This window comes from Erythrobacter sp. JB1-7, assembly GCF_057365015.1.
Map to the genome: position 1 here is coordinate 544,350 of NZ_CP200291.1, position 21,028 is coordinate 565,377.

The 21,028-nt window shown below is 57.1% G+C and carries 25 protein-coding genes and 1 tRNA gene; 10 read left to right on the forward strand and 16 right to left on the reverse strand.

Annotated features, from left to right (window positions below; all coding sequences use genetic code 11):
- Positions 1-3: 3 nt before the first annotated feature.
- From recO to AC0V6W_RS02715, 3 genes are all read right to left on the reverse strand, one after another.
- Positions 4-606 (reverse strand): DNA repair protein RecO, encoded by a 603-nt coding sequence (gene recO, locus AC0V6W_RS02705; protein ID WP_486146900.1) that lies wholly within the window; start codon positions 604-606, stop codon positions 4-6.
- A gap of 15 nt (positions 607-621) precedes the next feature.
- A complete protein-coding gene (locus AC0V6W_RS02710) occupies positions 622-873 on the reverse strand; it encodes an accessory factor UbiK family protein (RefSeq protein WP_486146902.1) in 252 nt (83 codons plus the stop codon).
- Between the two features lie 248 nt (positions 874-1,121).
- Positions 1,122-1,670 (reverse strand): TspO/MBR family protein, encoded by a 549-nt coding sequence (locus AC0V6W_RS02715; RefSeq protein ID WP_486146904.1) that lies wholly within the window; start codon positions 1,668-1,670, stop codon positions 1,122-1,124.
- Positions 1,671-2,115: 445 nt separating this feature from the next.
- On the opposite strand from AC0V6W_RS02715, the gene AC0V6W_RS02720 reads away from it, so the two are divergent.
- Both AC0V6W_RS02720 and AC0V6W_RS02725 read left to right on the forward strand, forming a co-directional pair.
- Entirely contained in the window at positions 2,116-2,385 is a 270-nt protein-coding gene (locus tag AC0V6W_RS02720; protein ID WP_486146906.1) for a hypothetical protein, read from the forward strand.
- A 111-nt stretch (positions 2,386-2,496) separates the two neighbouring features.
- Positions 2,497-3,153, forward strand: a complete 657-nt coding sequence (locus AC0V6W_RS02725) for a DUF6969 family protein (protein WP_486146908.1) — start codon at positions 2,497-2,499, stop codon at positions 3,151-3,153.
- A 129-nt stretch (positions 3,154-3,282) separates the two neighbouring features.
- Here the strand turns inward: AC0V6W_RS02725 and AC0V6W_RS02730 are convergent, their stop codons facing one another.
- Positions 3,283-4,056, reverse strand: a complete 774-nt coding sequence (locus tag AC0V6W_RS02730) for a TlyA family RNA methyltransferase (protein WP_486151441.1) — start codon at positions 4,054-4,056, stop codon at positions 3,283-3,285.
- Positions 4,057-4,255: 199 nt separating this feature from the next.
- Here AC0V6W_RS02730 and AC0V6W_RS02735 point away from each other — a divergent pair, with 199 nt between their 5' ends.
- The 4 genes from AC0V6W_RS02735 (at position 4,256) to AC0V6W_RS02750 (ending at position 7,225) form a co-directional block, all read left to right on the forward strand.
- A complete protein-coding gene (locus AC0V6W_RS02735) occupies positions 4,256-4,657 on the forward strand; it encodes a hypothetical protein (RefSeq protein ID WP_486146910.1) in 402 nt (133 codons plus the stop codon).
- Positions 4,658-5,281: 624 nt separating this feature from the next.
- Positions 5,282-6,361: a branched-chain amino acid aminotransferase gene (locus AC0V6W_RS02740; RefSeq protein ID WP_486146912.1), complete on the forward strand. Its 1,080-nt coding sequence runs from the start codon at positions 5,282-5,284 to the stop codon at positions 6,359-6,361.
- Positions 6,362-6,396: 35 nt separating this feature from the next.
- Positions 6,397-6,774 carry a SpoIIAA family protein gene (locus AC0V6W_RS02745; protein WP_486146913.1) on the forward strand — a complete coding sequence of 126 codons (378 nt, stop codon included), beginning with the start codon at positions 6,397-6,399 and terminating at the stop codon, positions 6,772-6,774.
- A 22-nt stretch (positions 6,775-6,796) separates the two neighbouring features.
- Positions 6,797-7,225 (forward strand): SpoIIAA family protein, encoded by a 429-nt coding sequence (locus tag AC0V6W_RS02750; RefSeq protein WP_486146915.1) that lies wholly within the window; start codon positions 6,797-6,799, stop codon positions 7,223-7,225.
- Between the two features lie 29 nt (positions 7,226-7,254).
- Here AC0V6W_RS02750 and AC0V6W_RS02755 read toward each other — a convergent pair whose 3' ends face one another.
- Positions 7,255-9,309 carry an NAD(+) synthase gene (locus AC0V6W_RS02755; protein WP_486146917.1) on the reverse strand — a complete coding sequence of 685 codons (2,055 nt, stop codon included), beginning with the start codon at positions 9,307-9,309 and terminating at the stop codon, positions 7,255-7,257.
- A 173-nt stretch (positions 9,310-9,482) separates the two neighbouring features.
- On the opposite strand from AC0V6W_RS02755, the gene yghU reads away from it, so the two are divergent.
- From yghU to AC0V6W_RS02770, 3 genes are all read left to right on the forward strand, one after another.
- Positions 9,483-10,340, forward strand: coding sequence for a glutathione-dependent disulfide-bond oxidoreductase (gene yghU / locus AC0V6W_RS02760; protein WP_486146919.1), 858 nt, complete (start codon positions 9,483-9,485; stop codon positions 10,338-10,340).
- A gap of 75 nt (positions 10,341-10,415) precedes the next feature.
- Positions 10,416-10,490, forward strand: a tRNA-Gln gene (locus AC0V6W_RS02765).
- 263 nt (positions 10,491-10,753) lie between these two features.
- Positions 10,754-12,007, forward strand: coding sequence for a P-loop NTPase family protein (locus tag AC0V6W_RS02770; protein WP_486146921.1), 1,254 nt, complete (start codon positions 10,754-10,756; stop codon positions 12,005-12,007).
- 60 nt (positions 12,008-12,067) lie between these two features.
- Here the strand turns inward: AC0V6W_RS02770 and AC0V6W_RS02775 are convergent, their stop codons facing one another.
- The 8 genes from AC0V6W_RS02775 to AC0V6W_RS02810 all read right to left on the reverse strand — a co-directional run bounded on the left by AC0V6W_RS02775 (position 12,068) and on the right by AC0V6W_RS02810 (position 18,414).
- Positions 12,068-12,646, reverse strand: coding sequence for a recombinase family protein (locus AC0V6W_RS02775; RefSeq protein ID WP_486146923.1), 579 nt, complete (start codon positions 12,644-12,646; stop codon positions 12,068-12,070).
- Between the two features lie 588 nt (positions 12,647-13,234).
- On the reverse strand, positions 13,235-13,474 hold the full coding sequence (locus AC0V6W_RS02780; RefSeq protein WP_486146925.1) for a hypothetical protein: 240 nt from the start codon (positions 13,472-13,474) through the stop codon (positions 13,235-13,237).
- A gap of 115 nt (positions 13,475-13,589) precedes the next feature.
- The gene (locus AC0V6W_RS02785) at positions 13,590-13,862 is read right to left on the reverse strand and encodes a hypothetical protein (RefSeq protein WP_486146927.1); all 273 of its coding nucleotides are present in this window, start codon (positions 13,860-13,862) and stop codon (positions 13,590-13,592) included.
- A gap of 915 nt (positions 13,863-14,777) precedes the next feature.
- Complete coding sequence (locus AC0V6W_RS02790) at positions 14,778-14,945, reverse strand: hypothetical protein (RefSeq protein WP_486146929.1); 168 nt, start codon at positions 14,943-14,945, stop codon at positions 14,778-14,780.
- Between the two features lie 22 nt (positions 14,946-14,967).
- A complete protein-coding gene (locus tag AC0V6W_RS02795; RefSeq protein WP_486146931.1) occupies positions 14,968-15,162 on the reverse strand; it encodes a hypothetical protein in 195 nt (64 codons plus the stop codon).
- A 116-nt stretch (positions 15,163-15,278) separates the two neighbouring features.
- On the reverse strand, positions 15,279-16,058 hold the full coding sequence (locus AC0V6W_RS02800; RefSeq protein WP_486146933.1) for a hypothetical protein: 780 nt from the start codon (positions 16,056-16,058) through the stop codon (positions 15,279-15,281).
- A gap of 475 nt (positions 16,059-16,533) precedes the next feature.
- Complete coding sequence (locus AC0V6W_RS02805) at positions 16,534-16,818, reverse strand: antA/AntB antirepressor family protein (protein WP_486146935.1); 285 nt, start codon at positions 16,816-16,818, stop codon at positions 16,534-16,536.
- A gap of 153 nt (positions 16,819-16,971) precedes the next feature.
- Positions 16,972-18,414, reverse strand: a complete 1,443-nt coding sequence (locus AC0V6W_RS02810; protein WP_486146937.1) for a tyrosine-type recombinase/integrase — start codon at positions 18,412-18,414, stop codon at positions 16,972-16,974.
- A 219-nt stretch (positions 18,415-18,633) separates the two neighbouring features.
- On the opposite strand from AC0V6W_RS02810, the gene AC0V6W_RS02815 reads away from it, so the two are divergent.
- Positions 18,634-18,885, forward strand: coding sequence for a hypothetical protein (locus tag AC0V6W_RS02815; RefSeq protein WP_486146939.1), 252 nt, complete (start codon positions 18,634-18,636; stop codon positions 18,883-18,885).
- A gap of 123 nt (positions 18,886-19,008) precedes the next feature.
- On the opposite strand, the gene AC0V6W_RS02820 is transcribed toward AC0V6W_RS02815, so the two are convergent.
- From AC0V6W_RS02820 to AC0V6W_RS02830, 3 genes are all read right to left on the reverse strand, one after another.
- The gene (locus AC0V6W_RS02820; RefSeq protein WP_486146941.1) at positions 19,009-19,185 is read right to left on the reverse strand and encodes a C1orf53 family protein; all 177 of its coding nucleotides are present in this window, start codon (positions 19,183-19,185) and stop codon (positions 19,009-19,011) included.
- A gap of 47 nt (positions 19,186-19,232) precedes the next feature.
- Positions 19,233-19,994, reverse strand: coding sequence for an SDR family NAD(P)-dependent oxidoreductase (locus AC0V6W_RS02825; RefSeq protein ID WP_486146942.1), 762 nt, complete (start codon positions 19,992-19,994; stop codon positions 19,233-19,235).
- 63 nt (positions 19,995-20,057) lie between these two features.
- Complete coding sequence (locus AC0V6W_RS02830; RefSeq protein ID WP_486146944.1) at positions 20,058-21,023, reverse strand: NAD(P)/FAD-dependent oxidoreductase; 966 nt, start codon at positions 21,021-21,023, stop codon at positions 20,058-20,060.
- Positions 21,024-21,028 lie beyond the last annotated feature (5 nt).

The window sequence follows — 21,028 nt, forward strand, 5'->3', positions numbered from 1 at the left end:
ATCTTACCCCGCCATTCGCGCCAGCCGCTCTCCTAAAGCGGTGCGCGCGGCCATAACAGTCCGGGTTCTGTCTGCAAGCAGGTAGTGGCCAATGGGTTTATGAAGCTGGCGGAACGCTTCGAATTGCGCGTCAAAATCGCTCTCCATATCCGGGCGCTCGCCGCCATATCCCATTTCGCGCAACAGCATGGTTTCATAGGCGACCATCACCGCCAGCCACCCGCGCGCCGATGGCGCATGACAAATCGCGGTGAGCAGCGCATCGAGCGCTTCGTAAAGACCCGGATAGGCCTGACGTTCGGGCAAAGCGGACGTGGTGATCGCGCAGGCCCAGGTGATCGCGGCAGCGGGCAATGGCTCGCTCATCCACGGGCCAACGCTTTCCTCCAGCTCCACTTTGGCAAAAGGCAATTGCGATGCGGAGCGCGCGCGCAGTTCCAGCGCCACGCGGTTGCCGGGGATCATAACGGGCCGCATCTGCCGCCCGCGTCCGCCTGCGATAAAGCCAGCGACGAGGCCGTGTTCAGCCGTGAGCAACCGCGCAATGCACGCGGTTTCCCCGTGAGTTCGCGATGACACCAGGATTGCAGGGGCGGAAAAGTTCACGCCGCTGCCCCGCCGTTATTTCTTTGAAAGTTTCGCCTCAAGCTCAGCCACTTTCGCTTCGAGCGCGTCGGCCTGTTCGCGCGCTTTTTGCGCCATGGCTTTGACCGTGTCGAATTCTTCGCGGCTGACAAAATCCATGCCGCCCATGGCCTCGCGCATTTTCTCACGAGCATTTTCGCGCGCCTCCCGGCCCATGCCGGCCATGGTGCCAGCAGCGGAATTGGCGAGTTTGACGAAGTCGGCGATGATCGGGTTTTCGCTTTGCATGACGCGCTATTTGGCGATGCAGGGGGGATTGGGCAAGGGGGTTTTTATCTTATATTCGCTTCGCGCGTTCTTGTTTGGGCTCGCTAACGCTCGGGGCCGGACCGCCCCGCCTCCCCGCCCGTCCACCATATCCTATGGAACCCTTGGTGGACGGGCGGGGAGGCGGGGCGGTCCGGCTAAGGATTGCACGGATGTGCAGTCCGCACCCAACAAAGACTCAGGGGTTGCCAGACTAACGACAAAACACCCTATAATTCCACTCCGACCGCTGCGCCGCTTTCGCTGGTGCTGCCATCTGCGGGGTTCAGCTCGATCATGGTGTAATTGAGGAAGCCTGCAAAACAGGTCCATGCCAGATATGGCAGCAGCATCAGCGCCGCCGCTTTGCGCACGCGGGCAAAGACGACCATCACCGCAATCAGGCTGACCGCCATATATCCGACCACATACAGCCCCGTCTGCATATCCTGCATGCCGAAAAACACCGGGGTCCATGCCAGATTGCCGATAAAGTGCAGCGCAAAGACAATGATCGCCAGCGCCCGCCCGCTGGCGCCCCATGCGCTGACCACCAGTGCAAGCGCGAAACCGATCATCGCATAAAGGATCGACCAGGCGATGGGGAACGCGATGTTGGGCGGGTAAAAGTCCGGTTTGTTCAGGTTTTGAAACCACGCGGTTTGCGGGCTGCCCAATTGCGCGGAAAGAAAGCCGAGCAGGATGATAAGAGGGATCAAAAACAGCGACCACCGCATCAGGCTGGCGCGTAATTGCGATTTGGATGCAAGAGTGTTCATCACGACCTCAAATATTGCCCCTATGCGTGCCCGCTGGCGATTTTGTAACGCGCTGATGGCCTTAAAGTCATGCTCGACTGTCCAAGGCCCACTACGCGATTCGCCTGATTGACACCGCGCGTTGCCCTACACCAGCAGGGCATCAGCGCCAATTGCCGCCCACCAGCTTATCGCCAGCCGGATGTGCTTAGCGGTCAAAACTGCGGCTTTGCGTTAAAAAACAGGCGGTTTTACAAAAGTTCACGAAGACCATGTGCCTTTTGCAATCAATGTGATAGCGTCGCCACATTCTTGCCGTGATTCGGGGCGCGCCCTGGCAAGATTGCAAATCCATCGCGCCTCAAGTTGATATATGAGTTTCGATAAGGGGCTCATTTTCGGGGAAATTTACAGATGAAAAAAACCAACTTTGCATCCATGCTCGCCGTCACTGGCGGTCTCGCACTTGCAACTGCTGCTTGCTCGGCTCCTGCTGAAGAAGCTGGTGAAACTGCTGCTGACGAAACTTCTGTTGAAGAGACTGCATGCGGCGCTGATTGCGGCGCTTGCGGCGCTGATTGCGGCGCTTGCGGCGCTGATTGCGGCGCTTGCGGCGCTTGCGGTGCTGAAGGTTGCGCTGCTGAAGGTTGCGCCGCTGAAGGCTGTGCTGCTTGCGCCGCTGAAGGTTGCGAAGCTGCTGAGTAATCAGACAGCAGGCCAGTTTGATCTGGTCTGACACAATTCGGCCGATGGCAGCGTCTGCTGTTGTCGGCCGTTTTGTATCCGCCTTAATTTGCAGGCGTTTTTGCCCTGTAACTTTTGCTCCAACTGATTAGAACTTCTCCCCATGACACCGGAACAAGCCGCCCTCACCGTCATCGAGACCATCACGCAGATGGCGCAGGAGCAAAAGCCGCTGATGCTGCGCGTTGTGCCCGAAGAAGGCGCGAAGTTTTGGCAGCATTACCCCAAAGGCGATGCCCGCAGCAAAAAGTGCCAATCGCGCTGGTATTACCATGTCCATGCCGACAACAGCCGCGATGAAAACGAGCATGGCCATTTCCACTTGTTCATGCATCGCAAGCAATTGCCTGGCGGCCTTGAGCCCAAGGTATGGCCGCCGCAGGGCGAGGATGCAAAAGCGCATGTCACGCATCTGATTGGCCTGTCGATAGACACCAATGGCATTCCCAAAAGCTGGTTTGCCGTAAACCGCTATGTCACCAACGAATTTCTCTATCCGGCTGATGTGATGATCGAGCATTTGCCCGATTTCAACGTCGATGACACCAAAGCCGATGATCTGGTCAACCGCTTTGTTACCGCCATGGTTGCGCTATACCGCGATGAAATTGCTGAGCTGTTGCGAACCCGCGATGCGCGTCAGGCGGAGCTGGTGGCAGAGCATGGTGAGAAGGGTTACGAAAAGGCCAGCGGCGCAGAAGTGCTGGGCGTTATCCCGATTGATCTGGATGCAAAAATTGGCGGGATGGAATTGGAGTAGCTCGTCATTGCGAGCCGTAGGCGAAGCAATCCAGGGACCATAGCCCAAGGGTCTGATTTGATTGTCGATCTCAACCGTTGGGGCCATGGATTGCCGCGCCCGGATTGCATCCGGGCTCGCAATGACGAACTAGGCCCTGTTGGCACTGATCAAAAACTCCACATTGCCTTGTGGCCCTGTAATCGGGCTTGTCACGATGCCTTGGGTATCCCAGCCAAGTCCCTCTAACCACTCGCGAACTTCGCCGCAGACGCGCTGATGCAATGCGCTGTCACGCACCACGCCGCCTTTGCCAACTTCGTTGCGAGCCACCTCGAATTGCGGTTTGATAAGCGCGACCAGCCGGCATTCCCGCGCGGCGAGCTCCAGCGGTCGCTCCAGCACTTTGGACAACGCGATAAAGCTCGCATCGCACACCACCAAATTGCAGCTTTGCGTGATGTGATCGCGCGTCAGGATGCGCGCGCTCGTTTGTTCCAGCACAGTGACGCGCGGGTCTTCGCGCAATTTCCAAGCGAGCTGATTGGTGCCGCTGTCCACGGCAAAGACATGGGCCGCGCCCCCTTGCAGCAACACATCGGTAAATCCGCCTGTCGAACTGCCGATATCCATCGCCGCCGCCCCTGCCGGATCAATCGCAAAGTGTTCCAGAGCATGCGCCAGTTTAATCCCGCCCCGGCTGACCCACGGGTGATCGCGCCCGCGCACATCCAGCGGCATATCCTGCGCGATCTGCTGGCCGGGCTTTGCTACCTTTTCTTCGCCTGCAAACACCACACCCGCCATAATCAGCGCCTGAGCGCGGGTTCGGCTTTCAACAAGGCCGCGCTCGACCAAGAGCTGATCGGCGCGCATCTTTTTGGCTTTTACAGGTTTTTTGGGGGGATCGGTCGAATTGGTCATGGACGATGCAGGCGATAGCTTGCATTGAGCGAGCATGAAAGTGATCCAGTTGAAAACCGTGACCGCGCTGATGATGAGCTTGTCGGCCTGCGCCTGCATCCCCTCGGTCGAAGCGCCCGTGCAAACCGCAACGCCCGCCCCCGCCCCTGTGGCAGCGCCCGCACCTGCGCCCAGCCCCGCGCCTGCGCCCGCGCCCATTGTGAACGAGCGGACATACAACAATTACCTCGATGCGCCGCAAACGCCGGGGACTTGGAGTTACGAAAATCAAAGCAATGGCGGAATGGCATTGTATTCCGCGAGTGATGGCTCGGCTTTATTCATGCTGGAATGCGACCGCGTTGTCCCCGGCATCATGGTGTTCAGAAAGACAAATGGCCAAGGCCGGAGAGCCGCATCGATCACGACGGAAACGGCCACTCGATCGATTGCGATGCAAAGCAGAGGCGCTGGCCATGGCGCAATGCTAGACCCTAGCGATACCATTCTCGATGCCATGGCGATCACAAAAGGGCGCATTGCCGTTGGAGTGGAAGGTGAACGCACGCTCTACATCCCCGCATGGGTCGAAATCAGCCGCGTGATTGAGGATTGCCGGTAGCCTTTCATTTCAACTCAGAGGTGTGAAAGCTCGGACCTGTTAGGGTCCGCAAGCGCGACCGCGCGCCCGCAGCGGGCGCAGCTGTGCTGCGCGTCTAGCGAGGACGATTGCCCGGACGGGCAAGCGAAACAGCAAGACACACCGATTCTATCCGTTAATATCCACAGGGTTCTCCACCTAGTTTGCACAAGTCCCCCACAGCCAACGCGCAAAGCCGACAAGGTCGCGGCAAGAATTGCCGGACGCGCTTGGATTACAGCGATATCGGAGGGCCGTGAGTATGACGTGGGAAAAGATAAATACAAGACTTGCGCTGGCCTGCGCCATGATTCACAAATGATTGCAAGAGCCGCGGGGAACGCAGCTCTTGGCCCGCCGGTGAAACGGCCAGATTAAGGTAAGAGGTCTTGGCTAAATAGCGCGAAAGGAGGTGATCCGATGTCTCATGGTTCAGTAGCGAGGTCGGTGAAGATCCCTACGGAGCATATTCGGTAATCTCCTTACCGAGTGAGGTTTCGTGAGCGGCACTTTACGGCCGCTGACCATGAAAGGGCTGCGCGCCGAAGGGCGTTGCAGCCCTTTTCATTCTTGCCCCCCGCGCTCACTCCTTCTAACCGCTTTCCCATGAATTTCACTCGTATCCCGCATCCCTCGCCCACTTCCGACGCGGACCGCGCCGCAGCCATTGCCGATCCCGGCTTTGGCACCGCTTTTACAGATCACATGGTGGTGATCGATTATGACGAGGCCACAGGCGGCTGGCAGACACCCGTTATCGGCCCGCGCGAAGCCATCCCGCTCGATCCGGCGGCCAGCGTTTTGCATTATGCGCAGGAAGTGTTTGAGGGGATGAAAGCGTTCCCTCATGCCGATGGCGGGCTGGCGCTGTTCCGGCCAGAGGCGAATGCGCAGCGCTTTAATGCCAGCGCGCGCCGCATGGCGATGCCCGAAATTCCCGAAGACCTGTTTCTCGCCTGCGTGCGCGAAGCGGTCAGCGCGGATGCAGGCTGGATGCCGCAGGTTGATGGCGGATCGCTTTACATCCGCCCTTTCATGTTCGCATCCGAAGCGTTTTTGGGCGTGCGCCCTGCCAAGCAGTACAAATTTGTCGTGATCGTGTGCGCATCGGGCAGTTATTTCAAAGGCGGGGTAAACCCTGTCAAAATCTGGGTCGCACAAGGGTATGTCCGCGCAGCCACCGGCGGCACGGGCGCTGCGAAAACCGGCGGCAATTACGCCGCCAGCCTCGTGCCTCAGGCCCAAGCGACCAGGCAAGGCTGCGATCAGGTGGTGTTCCTCGATGCGGCTGAAAACAAATGGGTCGAAGAACTGGGCGGCATGAACCTGTTCTTCGTCCGCAAAGATGGCAGCGTCATCACCCCGCCGCTCACCGGCACAATCCTGCCCGGCATCACACGCGACAGCATGATCACAATGCTGCGCGAAGAAGGGCTGGACGTGCGCGAGGAGCCCTATTCGATCGGGCAATGGCGGACCGAGGCTGAAAGCGGCGAATTGCTCGAAACGCTCGCCTGCGGCACGGCTGCTGTTGTGACCCCGGTTGGCACCGTCGCTTCACCAGACGGCGAATTCACCATCGGCACGGGCGGGATCGGCCAAATGGCCCAAAAAATGCGGGAGCGGCTGGTTGATATTCAACATGGCCGCGCAGGCGACCGGCGCGGCTGGGTCACGAAAGTCTAACCGGTTATTTACCAGTTGCTTGTAATGCAACATGGATGACTACGCTTACCCCAACCTTTACTGTTGATCGTGATGAATTGCGACGTGAGGTGCATTACACCTTAACCGGCCTGTTCAAGATCGAAGACGTGTCGAAACTGTTCCCCGCGCTGATGAGCGCGTCACAGCCGTTCATCGAAGATCGCAAAGGCTTTCGGGTGCTGGGCGATCTCAGGGAATTTGTTGTCCAAACTCGCGAAATCAGCGAACAAATCCGCGTTTCGCAGGAAACCTCAGCCAAAGTGGGCGTCGATAAAATGGCGATTGTCTACTCTTCTGTCTTGCTGATGCAGCAGATACGCCGCGCGAGCGAGGCGCTGGATTGCCAGTTTTTCAAAGATAAGGGCGAAGCGCTGGCCTGGCTGCGCAGCTGACCTGACCTTAAGGACAAGCACCATGGCAAGTAATCAAGCTACGAGCACTCAAGCTCCCAAACCGGATGACATTTCGCTTACCCCGAAATCCTCGATCAACGTGGATTTTGATCTCAGGGAAGTGCATTTTAGCACGTCAGGCTTTTGGAAAACCGAAGACATGAAAGCATTCCTGCGCGATATGAGCGCCAAGGGGATGCCCCTGATCGGCGAAGGCAAGCCGATCTATGCGCTTGGTGATATGTCCGGTTTCGTCGCCCAGTCGCGCGCCACGGGTGATGCGATCACAAACCATCTTATGGCGGTGAAAGATGCCGGCCTAAAACGCATCGCCATTGTCGGCGCATCAGCCCTTGTCAAAGTGCAGTACAAACGCCTGAGCAAAGGCGTGGACGTTGAATTTTTCGCATCCAAACAAGATGGGTTGGCGTGGTTACGCGCCAACAGATGATAGCGATCTAGCACCGCCAGTCCGGCTGTTTACGGCAGGTTTTCGCGCAATTCCTCTACCCATACATCGGCCACCGCATCCGACGGCGCACGCCAATCGCCGCGCGGCGACAATGCCCCGTGCGAAGACACTTTGGGACCATTGGGCATCGCGCTGCGCTTAAACTGCGAAAAGGCAAAGAACCGCCACACAAATTTCTCCAGCCAATCGGCGATTTCCTCGAGCGTGTATTGGTTCTTGCGATGTTCGGGAAAGCCCGATGGCCAATCGCCCGCCCCCGCATCGCGCCATGCATGAAAGGCGAGAAACGCGATTTTTGACGGACTTTGGCCGTACCGGATCGTGTGGTGGAGGAAGAAGTCGTTGAGCTCATACGGGCCGATATGCGCCTCTGTATCCTGGATTGCGCCATCTTCGCCTGCTGGCACCAATTCGGGCGATATCACCGTGTCATACACCGCCATCAAAACTTCGCTGCAGATGGGAAGAAATTGCTCTGTCTGAACGGTCCAGCGGATAAGATAGCGGATCAGCGTTTTGGGTACGCCGGAATTGACGCCGTAATGGCTCATATGATCGCCCACGCCATAAGTGCACCAGCCCAAGGCGAGTTCGGACAAATCGCCCGTCCCCACGACAAAGCCTGAATGCTGGCCCGCAAGGCGGAACAGATAATCGGTGCGCAGCCCGGCCTGAACGTTTTCAAAGGTCACATCGTAAACTGGCTCACCCTTGGCAAAGGGGTGGCCCATATCGGTGAGCAGCTGCGTCGCGGCTGGTTTGATGTCGATCTCTTCAGCAGTGATGCCAAACGCTTCCATCAATTTCCACGCATTGGATTTGGTGCCATCAGAGGTTGCAAATCCGGGCATGGTGTAACCGCGAATGGTGGTGCGCGGCAGGCCCAGCCGGTCACACGCCTTGGCCGCGACGATCAGGGCATGGGTGCTGTCGAGCCCGCCTGAAATGCCGAGAATCAAGCTTTTCGCGCCTGTCGCATCGATCCGGCGCATCAGGGCATCGACCTGAATGTTGAACGCCTCATAACAATCTTCGTCGAGAGTTTTGGTATTGTTGGGCACAAAGGGGAACCGGCGAACCTTGCGGATCAAACCGATATCGCCCGCGTCTGCAGCATGTTCAAACACGATTTTGCGATAGGTGTCCTCGGGCCTGCCTGCCGCCTCTGCCGCATCACCCCATGTCTGATTGCGCATCCGTTCAGCGGCAATCTTGTCCAAATCCACATCGACGACGCACAATTCCGGTTCGCGATCAAAGCGCACGCTTTCAGCGAGCAATGCGCCCATTTCATACACAACGCCCTGCCCATCCCAGGCGAGGTCTGTCGTGCTTTCCCCGTGGCCGCTGGCGGAATAGACGTAAGCGCACATCGCGCGCGAGCTCATGGAACGGCAATGCATGTGCCGATCTTCAGCGCGCCCGATGGTGATGGGCGAGGCCGAAAGATTGCACAGGATCTGCGCCCCTGCGAGCGCCGCTTTGGTGCCGGGCGGATTGGGCGCCCAGAAATCCTCGCATATCTCAACGCCAAATGTGAAACCGGGCAGATTGGAGGCGGCAAATATCTGGTCCGTGCCAAACGGCACCTCTTCGCCCGCCACCGCGATCCACGCATCCTCAATACCGCGGCCATGCGTGAAATACCGCTTTTCATAAAATTCGCGGTAATTGGGCAAAAAGCTTTTGGGGATCACGCCCAGCAATTCACCGCCCGCAATGACCACCGCGCAATTGTACAGCTTACCGTTGCGGCGCAGCGGCGCGCCGATCACCAGCACCGGGGTCAATCCCTCGCTCGCCTCGGCTACCTCGGCAATTCCCGTCTCCACCCGGTCCAGCAGAGCGTTCTGCAAATGCAGATCATCAATCGCATAAGCGGACACAGTGAGCTCGGGGTAGACCAGCAGATCGACGTTCTGTTCGTGCGCCGCTTGCGCCTGTTTGATGATGCTGACCGTGTTGAACGGCACATCAGCCGGATGCACGCACGGGGTGGAAGTCGCCACCCGGACAAAGCCCTGGGTATGCAAATCGAAAAAGGGGTGCGTCTGATCGGTCATGCAAAGGGCTTTAGCCGCAAATTCTTACCGTTCCTAGCGCCCTCGCAAAGCTTTGCTTTCACCCTTGCGAGGAAAACCGCGCGCGCAGGTCAGCGCCTTTGCCTTGCGCGCAGGAAGGCGATCCCCCAAGTACCGCTCAACTGAAATTTGCCTTTTCAAAGGAGCCGCACATCATGGCCGATCCCACTTACACCCCGCCCGCCGTCTGGACCAATGACACCGAAAATGGCGGCCGCTTTGCATCAATCAATCGCCCCACGGCAGGCGCGCGAGAGGAAAAGGATTTGCCCAAGGGCGACAATCCCTTTCAACTGCATTCGCTCGCCACGCCCAATGGGGTGAAAGCCACGATCATGTTCGAAGAATTGCTGGAAGCCGGGCACACGGGCGCGGAATATGACGCGTTCACAGTGAACATTGGCGAAGGGGAGCAGTTTACCAGCGGCTTTGTCGGCATCAATCCGAACTCCAAAATTCCCGCCATGATCGACAATTCGGGCGATACACCCATTCGCGTGTTCGAATCGGGCGCAATCCTGGTGCATCTGGCGGAGAAATTTGGCGAATTCCTGCCCACAGACCCCGCCGCGCGCGCCGAGGTTTTGTCCTGGACTTTCTGGCAGGTCGCCAGCGGGCCTTTCATCGGCGGCGGTTTTGGCCATTTCTATGCCTATGCGCCTGAAAAATACGAATATCCGATCAACCGCTATGCGATGGAGACCAAGCGTATTTTCAGCGTTGCAGACCAACGCCTTGCGCAAAGCCGTTTTCTGGGCGGTGATGAATACACCATCGCAGATATCGCCAATTTCCCGTGGCTTGCCCCGTTTGTGTTCGGCGTGATTTATAACGAGGCGAAAACGTTCCTTTCGATTGATGAGTATAAAAACGTTGCCCGCTGGGTCCATGAGATCGCCGCACGACCCGGTGTGAAACGCGGGCGGATCGTCAACAAGGTGTGGGGCGATGAGGACACGCAATTGCGGACACGGCATTCGGCAGCTGATTTTGAAGGCAAGAAACTGGATTGATCTGGAAACTTCCTCGATTGCGAGGAGGTTTCCCCTTCACATATCAAAAAGGCGCGTTATATGACGCGCTTCTGCTGGGGCGTCGCCAAGTGGTAAGGCACCGCTTTTTGGTAGCGGCATTCGCAGGTTCGATCCCTGCCGCCCCAGCCATTTTTCCTTTATTCCTATTTTTCAGATACTTAAACTGAATTAGGTCACGCGCGTGTGCCATGCTTGTGGGCCAACAACGTGGATAATTGAGGACAAGGTAGCGGTCACTCTAAACCATATTGGCGCGGTGCTAGCTCCTCTTGCTCAGTCAGGTTCGGTTTTGGGCCGTTGTGTTCTAACTAATCTGCTGCGAGTATCTTACTTTGCCGAGCGCGCGGCGCGCGCCGCATCTAGTGAACAAAGCCAAAGGCAAGGAGCCTGCCATGCATAGAGATGAAGTTTTCACTGCAGGGGGGCAACCGACAGTAACCTATGTTCAGAGAGAACACGACGAGATTGAGCGGAACTTTCGCCGCGCCATTTCCACTCCAAATCAGATTGTTTCTCTTAGCGGCCCCACCAAGACAGGTAAGACTGTCCTTTGCCGCCACATTTTGCGCGACAAGCAGTTTGTCTGGATTGATGGGGGTCTCGTTGCCGACGCGAGCGACTTCTGGGACAGGGTCGCTGCTGAGCTAAACATCCCGTTTCAGGAAGAGACACAGAGTGGCAGCCAAACTGAGCTCGCTATTGAAGGGAGCGTTCCCCTCGTCACCACGGCGAGCGGTTCGCAGCTTTTCTCGAAGAACAAGAGCGAAACTCGAAGAATCGACTCGATGTCTGGTGCGCTGCGTTCTTTGATCGAAAGCAAAATTCACCTCGTGATTGATGACTTCCATTACATTCGAGATGATGATCGAACTCTCATAATGAGGAACCTTAAAGGTGCGGTATTCAACGGCCTCAAGGTGATACTGCTTTCAGTTACCCACCGGGTTTTCGAGGCCGCGAAGGCAGAGCCAGAATTGACAGGCAGGTTCACAGCGATTTCTCTTCCAGAGTGGGGCAAGGATGACCTGAAGTCGATTGCGCTGCAGGGACACGAGGCACTTAAGACTAGCTGCCCCGGCCCAATCCTTCAGCGCTTATTGGATGAAGCACAAGAGAGCCCATTCTTGATGCAAAAGTTTTGCTGGGAAATATGTTTTGATTTAGACATAGAGACCGCGAAGTTCATGGGACAGCATGAGATTCCTCGGGATTATGCGTTGGAAACGATGTTTCCGCGCCTTGCTCAAGACGCCGGACTTCCTGTTTACCAGAAGTTGGCCGCAGGACCGCAAAGTAGAAAAATACGCGAGAAACGACCGCTTAGGAACGGGGGCGCGGTAGATATATATCAAGCTGTGCTTCTTGCTATCGCGGAGACTGGCCCGAAATCTGTGATTTCATATGACGATTTACGGAACACACTATCTGGCCTCCTGATACCGGAGAAGATGCCTCAGAAACATGAGGTCACTTCTGCCCTTAAGCATCTTTCGAAGATATCTAAGGAAACGGGCTCTGGGAACGCAATCGATTGGGACGAAGACAACAGGGAGGTGTACATCACTGATCCCTACCTGCGGTTTTTTCTTCGATGGCAGGTCCGTGGAGGGCCAACTTCTGGGTCTATGCCTCTCACAAACACCTGACAAACAAAGCAGGGCATCAGGCAGGTGTATTGTTTGCATAAGACACCTTAGAACGGCTGTTCACGCGGCTGCGCAGGCTCGGCTCACGGTAGCGGGTGAGATATCAAAGTGACGCGCTGTTGCAGCAATGCTCGCGCCGTTCTCTTTCCGCCATCCCGCGACCTCTTGCGGGTCAATCTTCTGAGGCCTGCCAAGGCTTACCTTGCCCCGGTGTGTCCTGCCAGTTTCCTCAAGAGCCTTGCGCGCCCTCGCCCGCCCGTCGGCGGTGCGCTCAGCAATCCTGCGCTTCTCCATCTCAGCAACTTGAGCGAGCACCGCTAGGATCAACTCACCTACGCCCCGTCCAATAGGGCCAAGGCCGTGAACGTCCACAGTGACCCCTTGATCTATGAGGCTTCTCACGGTGCCCTGCACGTCCAACGCATCGCGTCCTAGACGGTCCACCGCATAAACGCACACAGTGTCCCCTTGGCGCACGTAGCTCAGCATCTTGGCAAAGCCGGGTCGCTGCGCTGCAGGAACGCCCCCGCTAACACCCTCGTCATTGAACTCCTGATCGAAGTTCCCGCCCATGGCATTGCGCTGGGCTTCGATGGATTGGTCTGAGGTGGATACGCGATAGTAGGCAATACGGCTCATGGGTAACTCCTTCAAAAGTTACCCTGATGATATGAGACATATCTCAAATGTCAATACCCTAACTTATGAGGCAATACAGCGAGGCCGTTTCACCCCCTCTCACAAGGTGTAAGTTTTGAGGGGGTAAGATCGGTTTACCTCAAAAAGGACTCGGCTGGACTCGGGAAGTTTCAACCATGTGGAACCATAGGTTTCGCGCTCCGCATCAAGAGGCCATGTGTCTGTTCTCAACAAAGGAGTGAAAGATGGAAAGCTATCAAGAAGAAGGCGATTTTGAGTTGGGTAGCGGAAAGCGCGCTAAGGCTGTCCACACACGGCTCGGTAAGTTCCTAGATCAGGATAACGCGGCAGTATGTCCCGGCGCAGCTACTGAACCCCACGAACGCATTGAGAGGTTCCTCGCGCGATTAAAGGCCAACCGTGCCCGGTAAGAATGCCGGGGTATTCGGCTCCCCTTTCGGCCCTTTGGATAATCTGCAGGGGACCGCGGGGAGCCGGGTAGCTTTTCTGGTAGGCATACCCCTACGGGGGGCAACCGCCATCGTCGTTAGCGTATATAGCGCTTCGGATTTTTTTCGCTGTAACCAATCAGGTTGGTGAGCGTTTCAGCAGCGAGCCTTTGGACAAAGTCCCACGCAGCGCGAACTCGATCCAGCGTGAATGCAGCGCCATTTGCGCGAACCAATCTCTCCGGTCCTCAAGCTGTTCAGCTGCAGCCGCAAAGGGATACTGCACAAAGGCATGGCGGTAGGGTGCGGAGCCGATTGTCTCCTCAGGAACCCTAATGGTCTCCCCGTGAAGCCCCCGATATTCACGATACTGTTTCACCGAACTGCTCCGCCTTTGTAGCGTGGATAAAACCGCTCATGTTCTCGCTTCTCCCGTTCTCGGTCTCGTCTCTTAATGCGCGCCGCTTCATCCTTCTTTCTCTTCTCTAGGACTGCTAGAGTTTCGGGGGGATTGGATCAGTAGTTGTGACCGCTTCGAGGACGTCCGGGCTGAACTTGTCGAACGCATCGCAGCCATGCTCAATAAGCTCGTTCATAACTTTGCGGTGAAGCGGCGGACCATTCTTCTTGTAAGCAATGGAATAGGCGCGGCTACAGTCCTTGCACTTTGCCCGGTGGCTGTTCGGGTCCGAACTCCGGTTCAAATAGAACTCGGAAAGCGGCTTTACCTCGCCGCATGTGGTGCAGCGTTTTGTTTTAATCGTCATATCGGGTGCTCCGGTGATGGTTAGCGCAAGGCTGCGATCATTAGGGCGGCTGCGAGGTTCGCTCGCAGGTTGAAGGCCAGTAGCGAGAGGCGCATCAAGTGCGGCTGCAAGTGCTCTGGGATATGCTCGAAAGGCATGGTGATCCTTCGCCAGCTTCTTAGGCTGGTCATCTGGGGGGTCTAAGGTTTCCAAAAGTGGCCTCTTTGACCCATGGTTTTCTGGGATTTTCAGGGGTGCGAAACGTCCCATGTCGCCAAGCAAGCAGGGGTAGGTGCTTAGGGGCGCGACACGGGACGCTACAGTATTAGTCTGTTCGAACCATTCTCATGCGTTGGCGGTCCTTCCAACGCTTATGCTCTGCAGCTTCAGGCGAACGGGCATTGAACCCGTGAATACCGTCTGACTTCAGAGAAGCGTTGAACTCCTCACGGCTCACTACACCCCATCCTCTCAGATTGAATTGGTGTGCGAGTTCGTCATGAGCAGCTGTAGGGTCCACTAACAGGCCGTAGGTGCGCGGCTGGGTGGAGCGAGAGCTGAATGGACCAATCAGTCCAACATAGCCTGTCTTGTGAAGAGCCTTTGAGATTGGAGACCAATGTGCAGGATCGGCCTTGCGGCCTCCCGCAGAGGCGGTCCCCCTGTGGGCTTTCTTGCGGCACGGAGTTGAACAGAAACGTGAATTAGAACGGGTGGAGCGGTAAGTTCCGCCACACTGTTCGCAGGTACGCTCGCGGCCCTTCTTCAGGTTTGAAGGGGCAACGGCGGTATCGGTAGGGATGGGATATCTCCCACTGCGGACACCAGAGCCTTTGCGGCCTGCAGGTCGTTCCAAAGGGCGCTATCGTGAGTGCTGCAGTTGGAGAATAGTTGTTCGATCAGGCTCATGGCTCTGGTCTCCTAGGTTGATGGGGTTTACTCGGGTTCTGGCTCTGGCTCTGGCTCTGGCTCAGGCTCTGGCTTGGAGCCAATCGCCGTATGGCTGACCATGCCGGGTTGGATGACTTTCGACTTCCATGCCGACGGAACTGCGCCGTCGGTTGCGATGGGTTCGAAGTCTGGCGGCGTAATGGGTGTGGTCATTGGATGTTCCTTGTATTGTGGGTTAGGTTTTGGAGCGGCCTAGACGGCTTCCAAAGGCAGGCTCGGCTTGCTCTCGCGAGACCGGGACCATGCTTGAAGGGATTGAGAGCGAAGGCTCTCCCAGTTCTCCGACGGGGTCCGAAGGGGGCTGAGGCTTGCGCTTGGCAGGCTCCATCGAAGTCACCTTGAACGGAAGCCCCACGATAGGCCGTTCCACTGGTTCACAGTGTGGGGGCTTTGGCGGGGTTGCCAATGGGGAACCTTCGGAGGGGCTGCGATAGCGTTTCCGCTTGGGCAGGTAAGAGCCGTTGCCGAGGTGCGAGTTTCTGCGCATTACGCCTTGCGCCGCTTAAGGTTAGCGATCTGCTGGGCCATGCGCTCCTTCTCTTCTTCTCGAAGGATTTCATCGGCGCGCTTCTCGGCTTCTTGGCGAAGCGCCTGCTTAGCGACCACGTCATGGATGCGGGCCGATGCGGTGGCTAGTGCCTTGTCCGCTCGCTTCTTTCCTTCGATACCTAGGGTGCCGTCAGAGTTCACGAGAAGCCGCTTGTGATGATCGAGACGGTCAATCTCCCCTTGCATCTTGTCGCGGGAGTTCTGTGAGTATCCGTGGATAGGCTCAGCAATCGGTTCACCGTTCTCGTCACGAGCTAGGCGAACATCCACAATCCGTTCCATCATCTCGACAAGGCCTGCCTTCTTGCGTTCAATGTCGCGGACCTCAGAAGCGATGGAGACAAGTTCCCGGTGGAAGTCGTTTGTGTCCGGGCTGGTGCCGATTGAGGAACGACGCTGACCTAGGTGTTGCTTCACCACAGCCGTGACCGCCTCACTCTCTTCCGTACCACGTTGCATGAGGCCGCGAGCTTCCGACTGCAGCTCAGGTGAGAGCGTGGTAAGCTTGGGCTTGAAGTTCGGATTGATCGTGTCCGACTGCACGTTTCCTCGGACCTCAAACGGGTCCATTGCGAGCAGCGCGCTAGCGTACTTCCGGTGTTCTGCGGGTATCGCCGGGGGCGCGCTGACTTGCAGGGATTTCGAGAAGCCAGTGACCACCGCGTTCATATCGCTTGCGGTGTTCGGGTTCTCGTTGGTTTGATTGTCTTCGCTCATTGAGCAACTTTCTGCCGGGATTGTCCCGGTCTCAGGGGTTGTGGGTGTGTCGAATGGACACGGCTAATCCTCGGTCACCCCGGCGGGGCTTCCGATGGATATCTGGTAGGGGGCTGAAGGAGGGCTGAGGGTTCACTGAAGCGTAGACCACACTCCAGACCACCCATCCTTGGCCAGTCTTAGGTGGCTCTTTCAGGACACTGTCAGTCTCTTACTGAAGAGCTATTGTAGGTATCTATGAAGGAGTGAGTGTAAGGGAAACTGAAAGGGAACTTTCAGAGCACTGAAAGGGTCACTGTATGTGCTCCAATTGAGAACCCAATGATCTCCTTCAGTTCCCCTTAAGAGCGCGCGCGGGGGCGTGAAGCAGGGTTTGCGATGCTCTCAAAAATGTTTCGTATCACCCGGAGTGAGGGTTTATTGAACTTCCCCGGCTCACGTCTCGAAAAAATGGTTCTTTTTCCGAGGGTCAGGGTTAATCGCAAGCCCTTGTATTTCTGCAGGTTTCTGTCTTCTCCATCTCGATGAAGTAAGACCGTGTCACGCGCCCAATCTGGGTACGCTCCACCATCGCCAGTTCCTTGGCCATGTCGAGGGTCAGGAGGTAGTCGGTTCTGGGGCGTCCTCCGGTTTTGATCCGGGTGGATGAAAAGTCCTCCCCGTCTAAGAAGCCGTAATCCTCGATCCGATTTTGCATCCATTTCTGGAATTGATCTGGACGGTGCCCCAGCCACTCATGCAGGCTCCGGGCGTCAATCATCTGATCCCCTTCGTGGTCGATGGGTGTCAGGGCTTGCTAGCGTCCCTTGTCGCGCCCCTCTGGACCCTACCTAGCTCCGTTGGCGACACGGGACGCTACACCTGCCAGAAACCCGCACAAATGCAGGGGTACAAATGGGCACTTTGGGAGAGGCTAGGTCCGCTCAAAACGGGATAGGTCAAGCCCCGGATAATCGATCATCCCAATCAGCTCCGCCTTCCGTTTCAGGGAAACGCCATCAGGGTTATATAGACCATAGGTTATGCCCCGTTCATGGCCCAGCACTTGCGCCCATTCGCTTTCCGGAACCCCTGCCCTCTCCATGCACTTGGTCACGTTCTTTCGGAAGCTATGGAAGGCCTTAGCCCTCTCAGTGTATCCCTTCGCCCGTTTGAAATACGAGAAGTCCCTCCCCGCGTCCGCGCCGGGCTTCTTGCTTGGCCCCTCTGCGTTGAACTTTGGCCACACTCGATCCTGCGGTTCACCTTCGATCTCTGCCAGCCACTCGATTTGCTTGTGCAAGGGAACCTGCCGGTTTCCTGCGGGTGTCTTTGCATCCACCACGTCAATGAAGCGAACGCCATCCTCCTCTTTGATTTGGGATAAGGTCAGGGAGGCAATCTCATCCAAGCGCATCCCCGTATGCAATGCGACCACCATGGCCTCGGTCAGGTCCACTCGCTTGGGAGGTGGGTCGAACAAATGCCGCAGCTCCTCCATTGTCCAAGGCACATAGGGGTGCTGATTTATCCCTTTCTTGATGCGCTGCTTGAACCCGTCAAACGGGTTGCGCCCTCCCACTATCTCCCTCTGGTCCGCCCACTTCCAGAGAGCCGAAAGGGTCGTCACGTGCCTGTTCAATGTCGAAGCGGATAGGCCGTTCTCATTGCCCCCGAACTCTCGAAGTAGCTCCGCCCATGATAGCTCTGCCGCCTTTGGTGACCGCGCCCAGCTAGGACGCAACCGCCGTAGCTCGTCCATGAACTCAGCAACCTCCCCGCGTTTCACGTCCCCAAGGTGTTTGTCCCCGATAAAACCCCCAAAGAGACGGAACGTCGCCTCTTTCTGTTGCCTTACGTTGGTGCCTTTAAGCCCCTGTTGGATTGCCCAAAGGTCCAGATATTTCTCAGCCAGTTCTGAGAACAATGGCTCATACTCTCGCCTGCGGGATACCTCCTTGCCTCGGCGGTCCTGTTTCGCATCATTCAGAGCGGCCAGCCGTGCCTCATCCTCTCTTGTCAGTTCGCGCGTCTGCGACCTCTCGGCAATCTTATCGATCTCGAACTCAATCCCCGTGATCTCAGGCTCCTCATCATTGTCCATGTCCACCACATACAAACCACCCGCAGCCGCCTTGCGGCCATCCTCATAAATGCTTCGCAGGTCTGCAGGAGTGTTAAAGGGGGCTGGTTGAGAGGCGTTCCATTCGGACCTTAGCCCAGCTTCCCACACTTCCGCCTCGGCTTTGGCGGAAGGCTTATCGAGCGCTTTCAGTGTCCGGTAGAGGTGTTCCCGGTCGTCGTATCGATCCTTCACTGAGACCGGGATACGCACTTTGGCCCGCCACTTATTGCCCCTGTTTTGTAGCGTTGCCATATTCACTCCGGTTTTCTGTGGGCCAGCTCTGTGGGCCAAGTATGTGGTCCATTAGGTGTTGAAATACAAGGGACTTTAGGAGTTCTGCGGGCTTGAACCCTCTCAATCTTTAGTCCCTGCCGCCCCAGCCAGAATTTTTCTGAATTGTTGTTTGACTAGGTTCTGCGGCTTTGGAACTTGTTAGCTTGTTCCTGCTTTTGGTATTGCAGGAGCGATCAAATGACATTTTCTTTCAAGATTTTCCCAGCAGCAGCATCTATGAAAGCTGCCATCATCATTGGTCTATATGCAGCAAGCTTTGGTGCATTCGAGGCTCCTGCAAGCGCGCAATCACAGCCTGCTGTCAAAATGTCTAAAAGCGGGATCTGCCACGCTAAAGGCAGCAGTTACTATTCGCGAACAAAGAATTTTAAGCCGTTCAAGAGTATGAAGGCATGTTTAGACGCCGGTGGCAGGCGACCGAAACGCTAAAACCTTCGTCATTGCGAGCGAAGCGAAGCAATCCATTGCCTGCTGTTGAATACACAAACCTCTCATCGTCCATAGATTGCCGCGTCGCCTTTCAGGCTCCTCGCAATGACGTGGAGCGCGTTTCTACCTCACATTCACATGTTCAAACGGGCAGTGCCTGCACTTGGAGCCGCAGCATGTGCCGCGCTTTTCGTGGGCGAGCCTGGTGAACACCATGTATCCCGTTTCAGGATCGATATAGCCCATCTCCCCGCGCGCGCAGGCGGCATCGTGGACGGCTTGGTAGGAAGGTTCGCTCATAGCTCGGCGTGCTAAAGCGGGATCGGCGCGCCAGATCAAGCTGACTTTTAGGGCTTACCCGCCATAGCGATGCATTGACCCGTAATCCATTCAGACGCGGGCGCGACCAAATACAGCACCAGGCCAGCAATATCCCTTGGCGTGCCAAGACGGCCTGCGGGCAGCTGCAATTGTTCCAGCAGCGGGCCAAAATCCTCATCCGACATATTGAGCGCCTTTTTCACCGTATCGGTCGGCACAAAACCGGGCATGATCGCATTCACCCGCGTCTTTGGCCCCAGCTCCATCGACAGCGTCTTGGTCATCATGTTCACGCCAGCTTTGGCAGCAGAATAGTGCGCGCTGCCGGGAAATGGTTCGAGCCCTGCGAGCGAGGAGATGTTCACCATCGCGCTGCCCTCACCCAAATGCGGCACGGCGGCCTGAACGCTGTAGAACACCGAAGACAGGTTCACCGCCAGCGTTTTGTCCCATTCATCAGGATCAAGCTCTGCCAAGGGCGCAGACACCAGCGATCCGCCCGCATTGTTAACCCAGATATCGATCCGCCCAAATTCCTCCACCGCGCGTGCGGCCAGCGCCAGCATATCGGCGCGGCTGGACACATCGGTTTTGTGCGTGATCGCGCGCGCTGCGCCGGGCGCATCATTGATGATCTTAGCCGTATGCTCGATCTGATCCATCGAGCGCGCCGCGCACACCACATTCGCGCCTGCCTCGGCCAGCAGCGTCGCGATCCCCTCGCCAATGCCGCGGCCCGCGCCCGTTACGATGGCGGTTTTGCCGGTAAGGTCGAACAAGTCTTGCATGGGCTCTCTCCGATCAATGTGAGGGAAGGATTGAGCCGTGCGGGCGCACTCGTCCACTAGCCGTTATGAGGAGCCAAGCACTTTTGCCGCCAGCTGCGTGCCCGAAATATACGCCCCTTCGACGCGGGGAGAATGGAGATAATCGCCTGCAATCCCAATCCGTGCCTCGGCATCATACCGCGCAGGCTCGCCTTTAATCGCGGCGGGCATGGCATAAAGCCAGCGATGCGCGGCGCAGTGAATGGGGCGCGCAGGCGCAGTGCCTGTTTGCGCGAAGAATTCGGCGAGCAAATGCGCCGCAGCCTCTTCCTTTGGCATATCAATGATGGCGCGCGATTTTTGAGGGCTTGCATGCAGCACCCATGTCTCTGCCCCTGCCCGGTCAGGCTTGGCAGAATTGCGCGCGGCCCAACTGATCGGCGCTTGCGGATCGCTTATGGCGTCGCTGATGGCGTCGCTGATGGCGGCGAGAGGCTCGTCAAAAGCGGCCATCACTGCCCAGCACGGCTCTGACACAACGCCTGCCGGAATAGCGGCAAGATCAGGCGCGGCATCGGCGAGCAGAGTGGCTGCCTGTTCTGCGGGAATGGCGATGAGGAGAATTGCGGCGGTGAACACATCATCGCCTGTAGCCACTCGCCAGCGGCCATCTTCGCGCACAACCCGCTCTGCCCGCACGCCCCAGCGCACATCGAGAGGCCCGGCCATTGCGCGGATCGGCCCGTTCATGCCCGGCGTGCCAACCCAAGCGGTATCCTTGCCGGTTTCCGCCGCTGCCCAGCGTTTGACCACGCCTTGCGTTTCCCATTCGCTGACCTGCGCAGCAAACCCATCATCGCGCGCGGTGAAAAACTGCGCGCCGTGATCAAAACTCACGGTTTCGCCTGCAATTTCCGCCCGGCGCGCAGCCATCCGCCCGCCCGGTCCGCGCCCTTTATCAAGCACGGTGACGTTATGCCCAGCGCCCGCCAGCTGGCCCGCGCAGGAAAGGCCCGCCATTCCGGCGCCGATGATCACAATATCGCTCATATCAG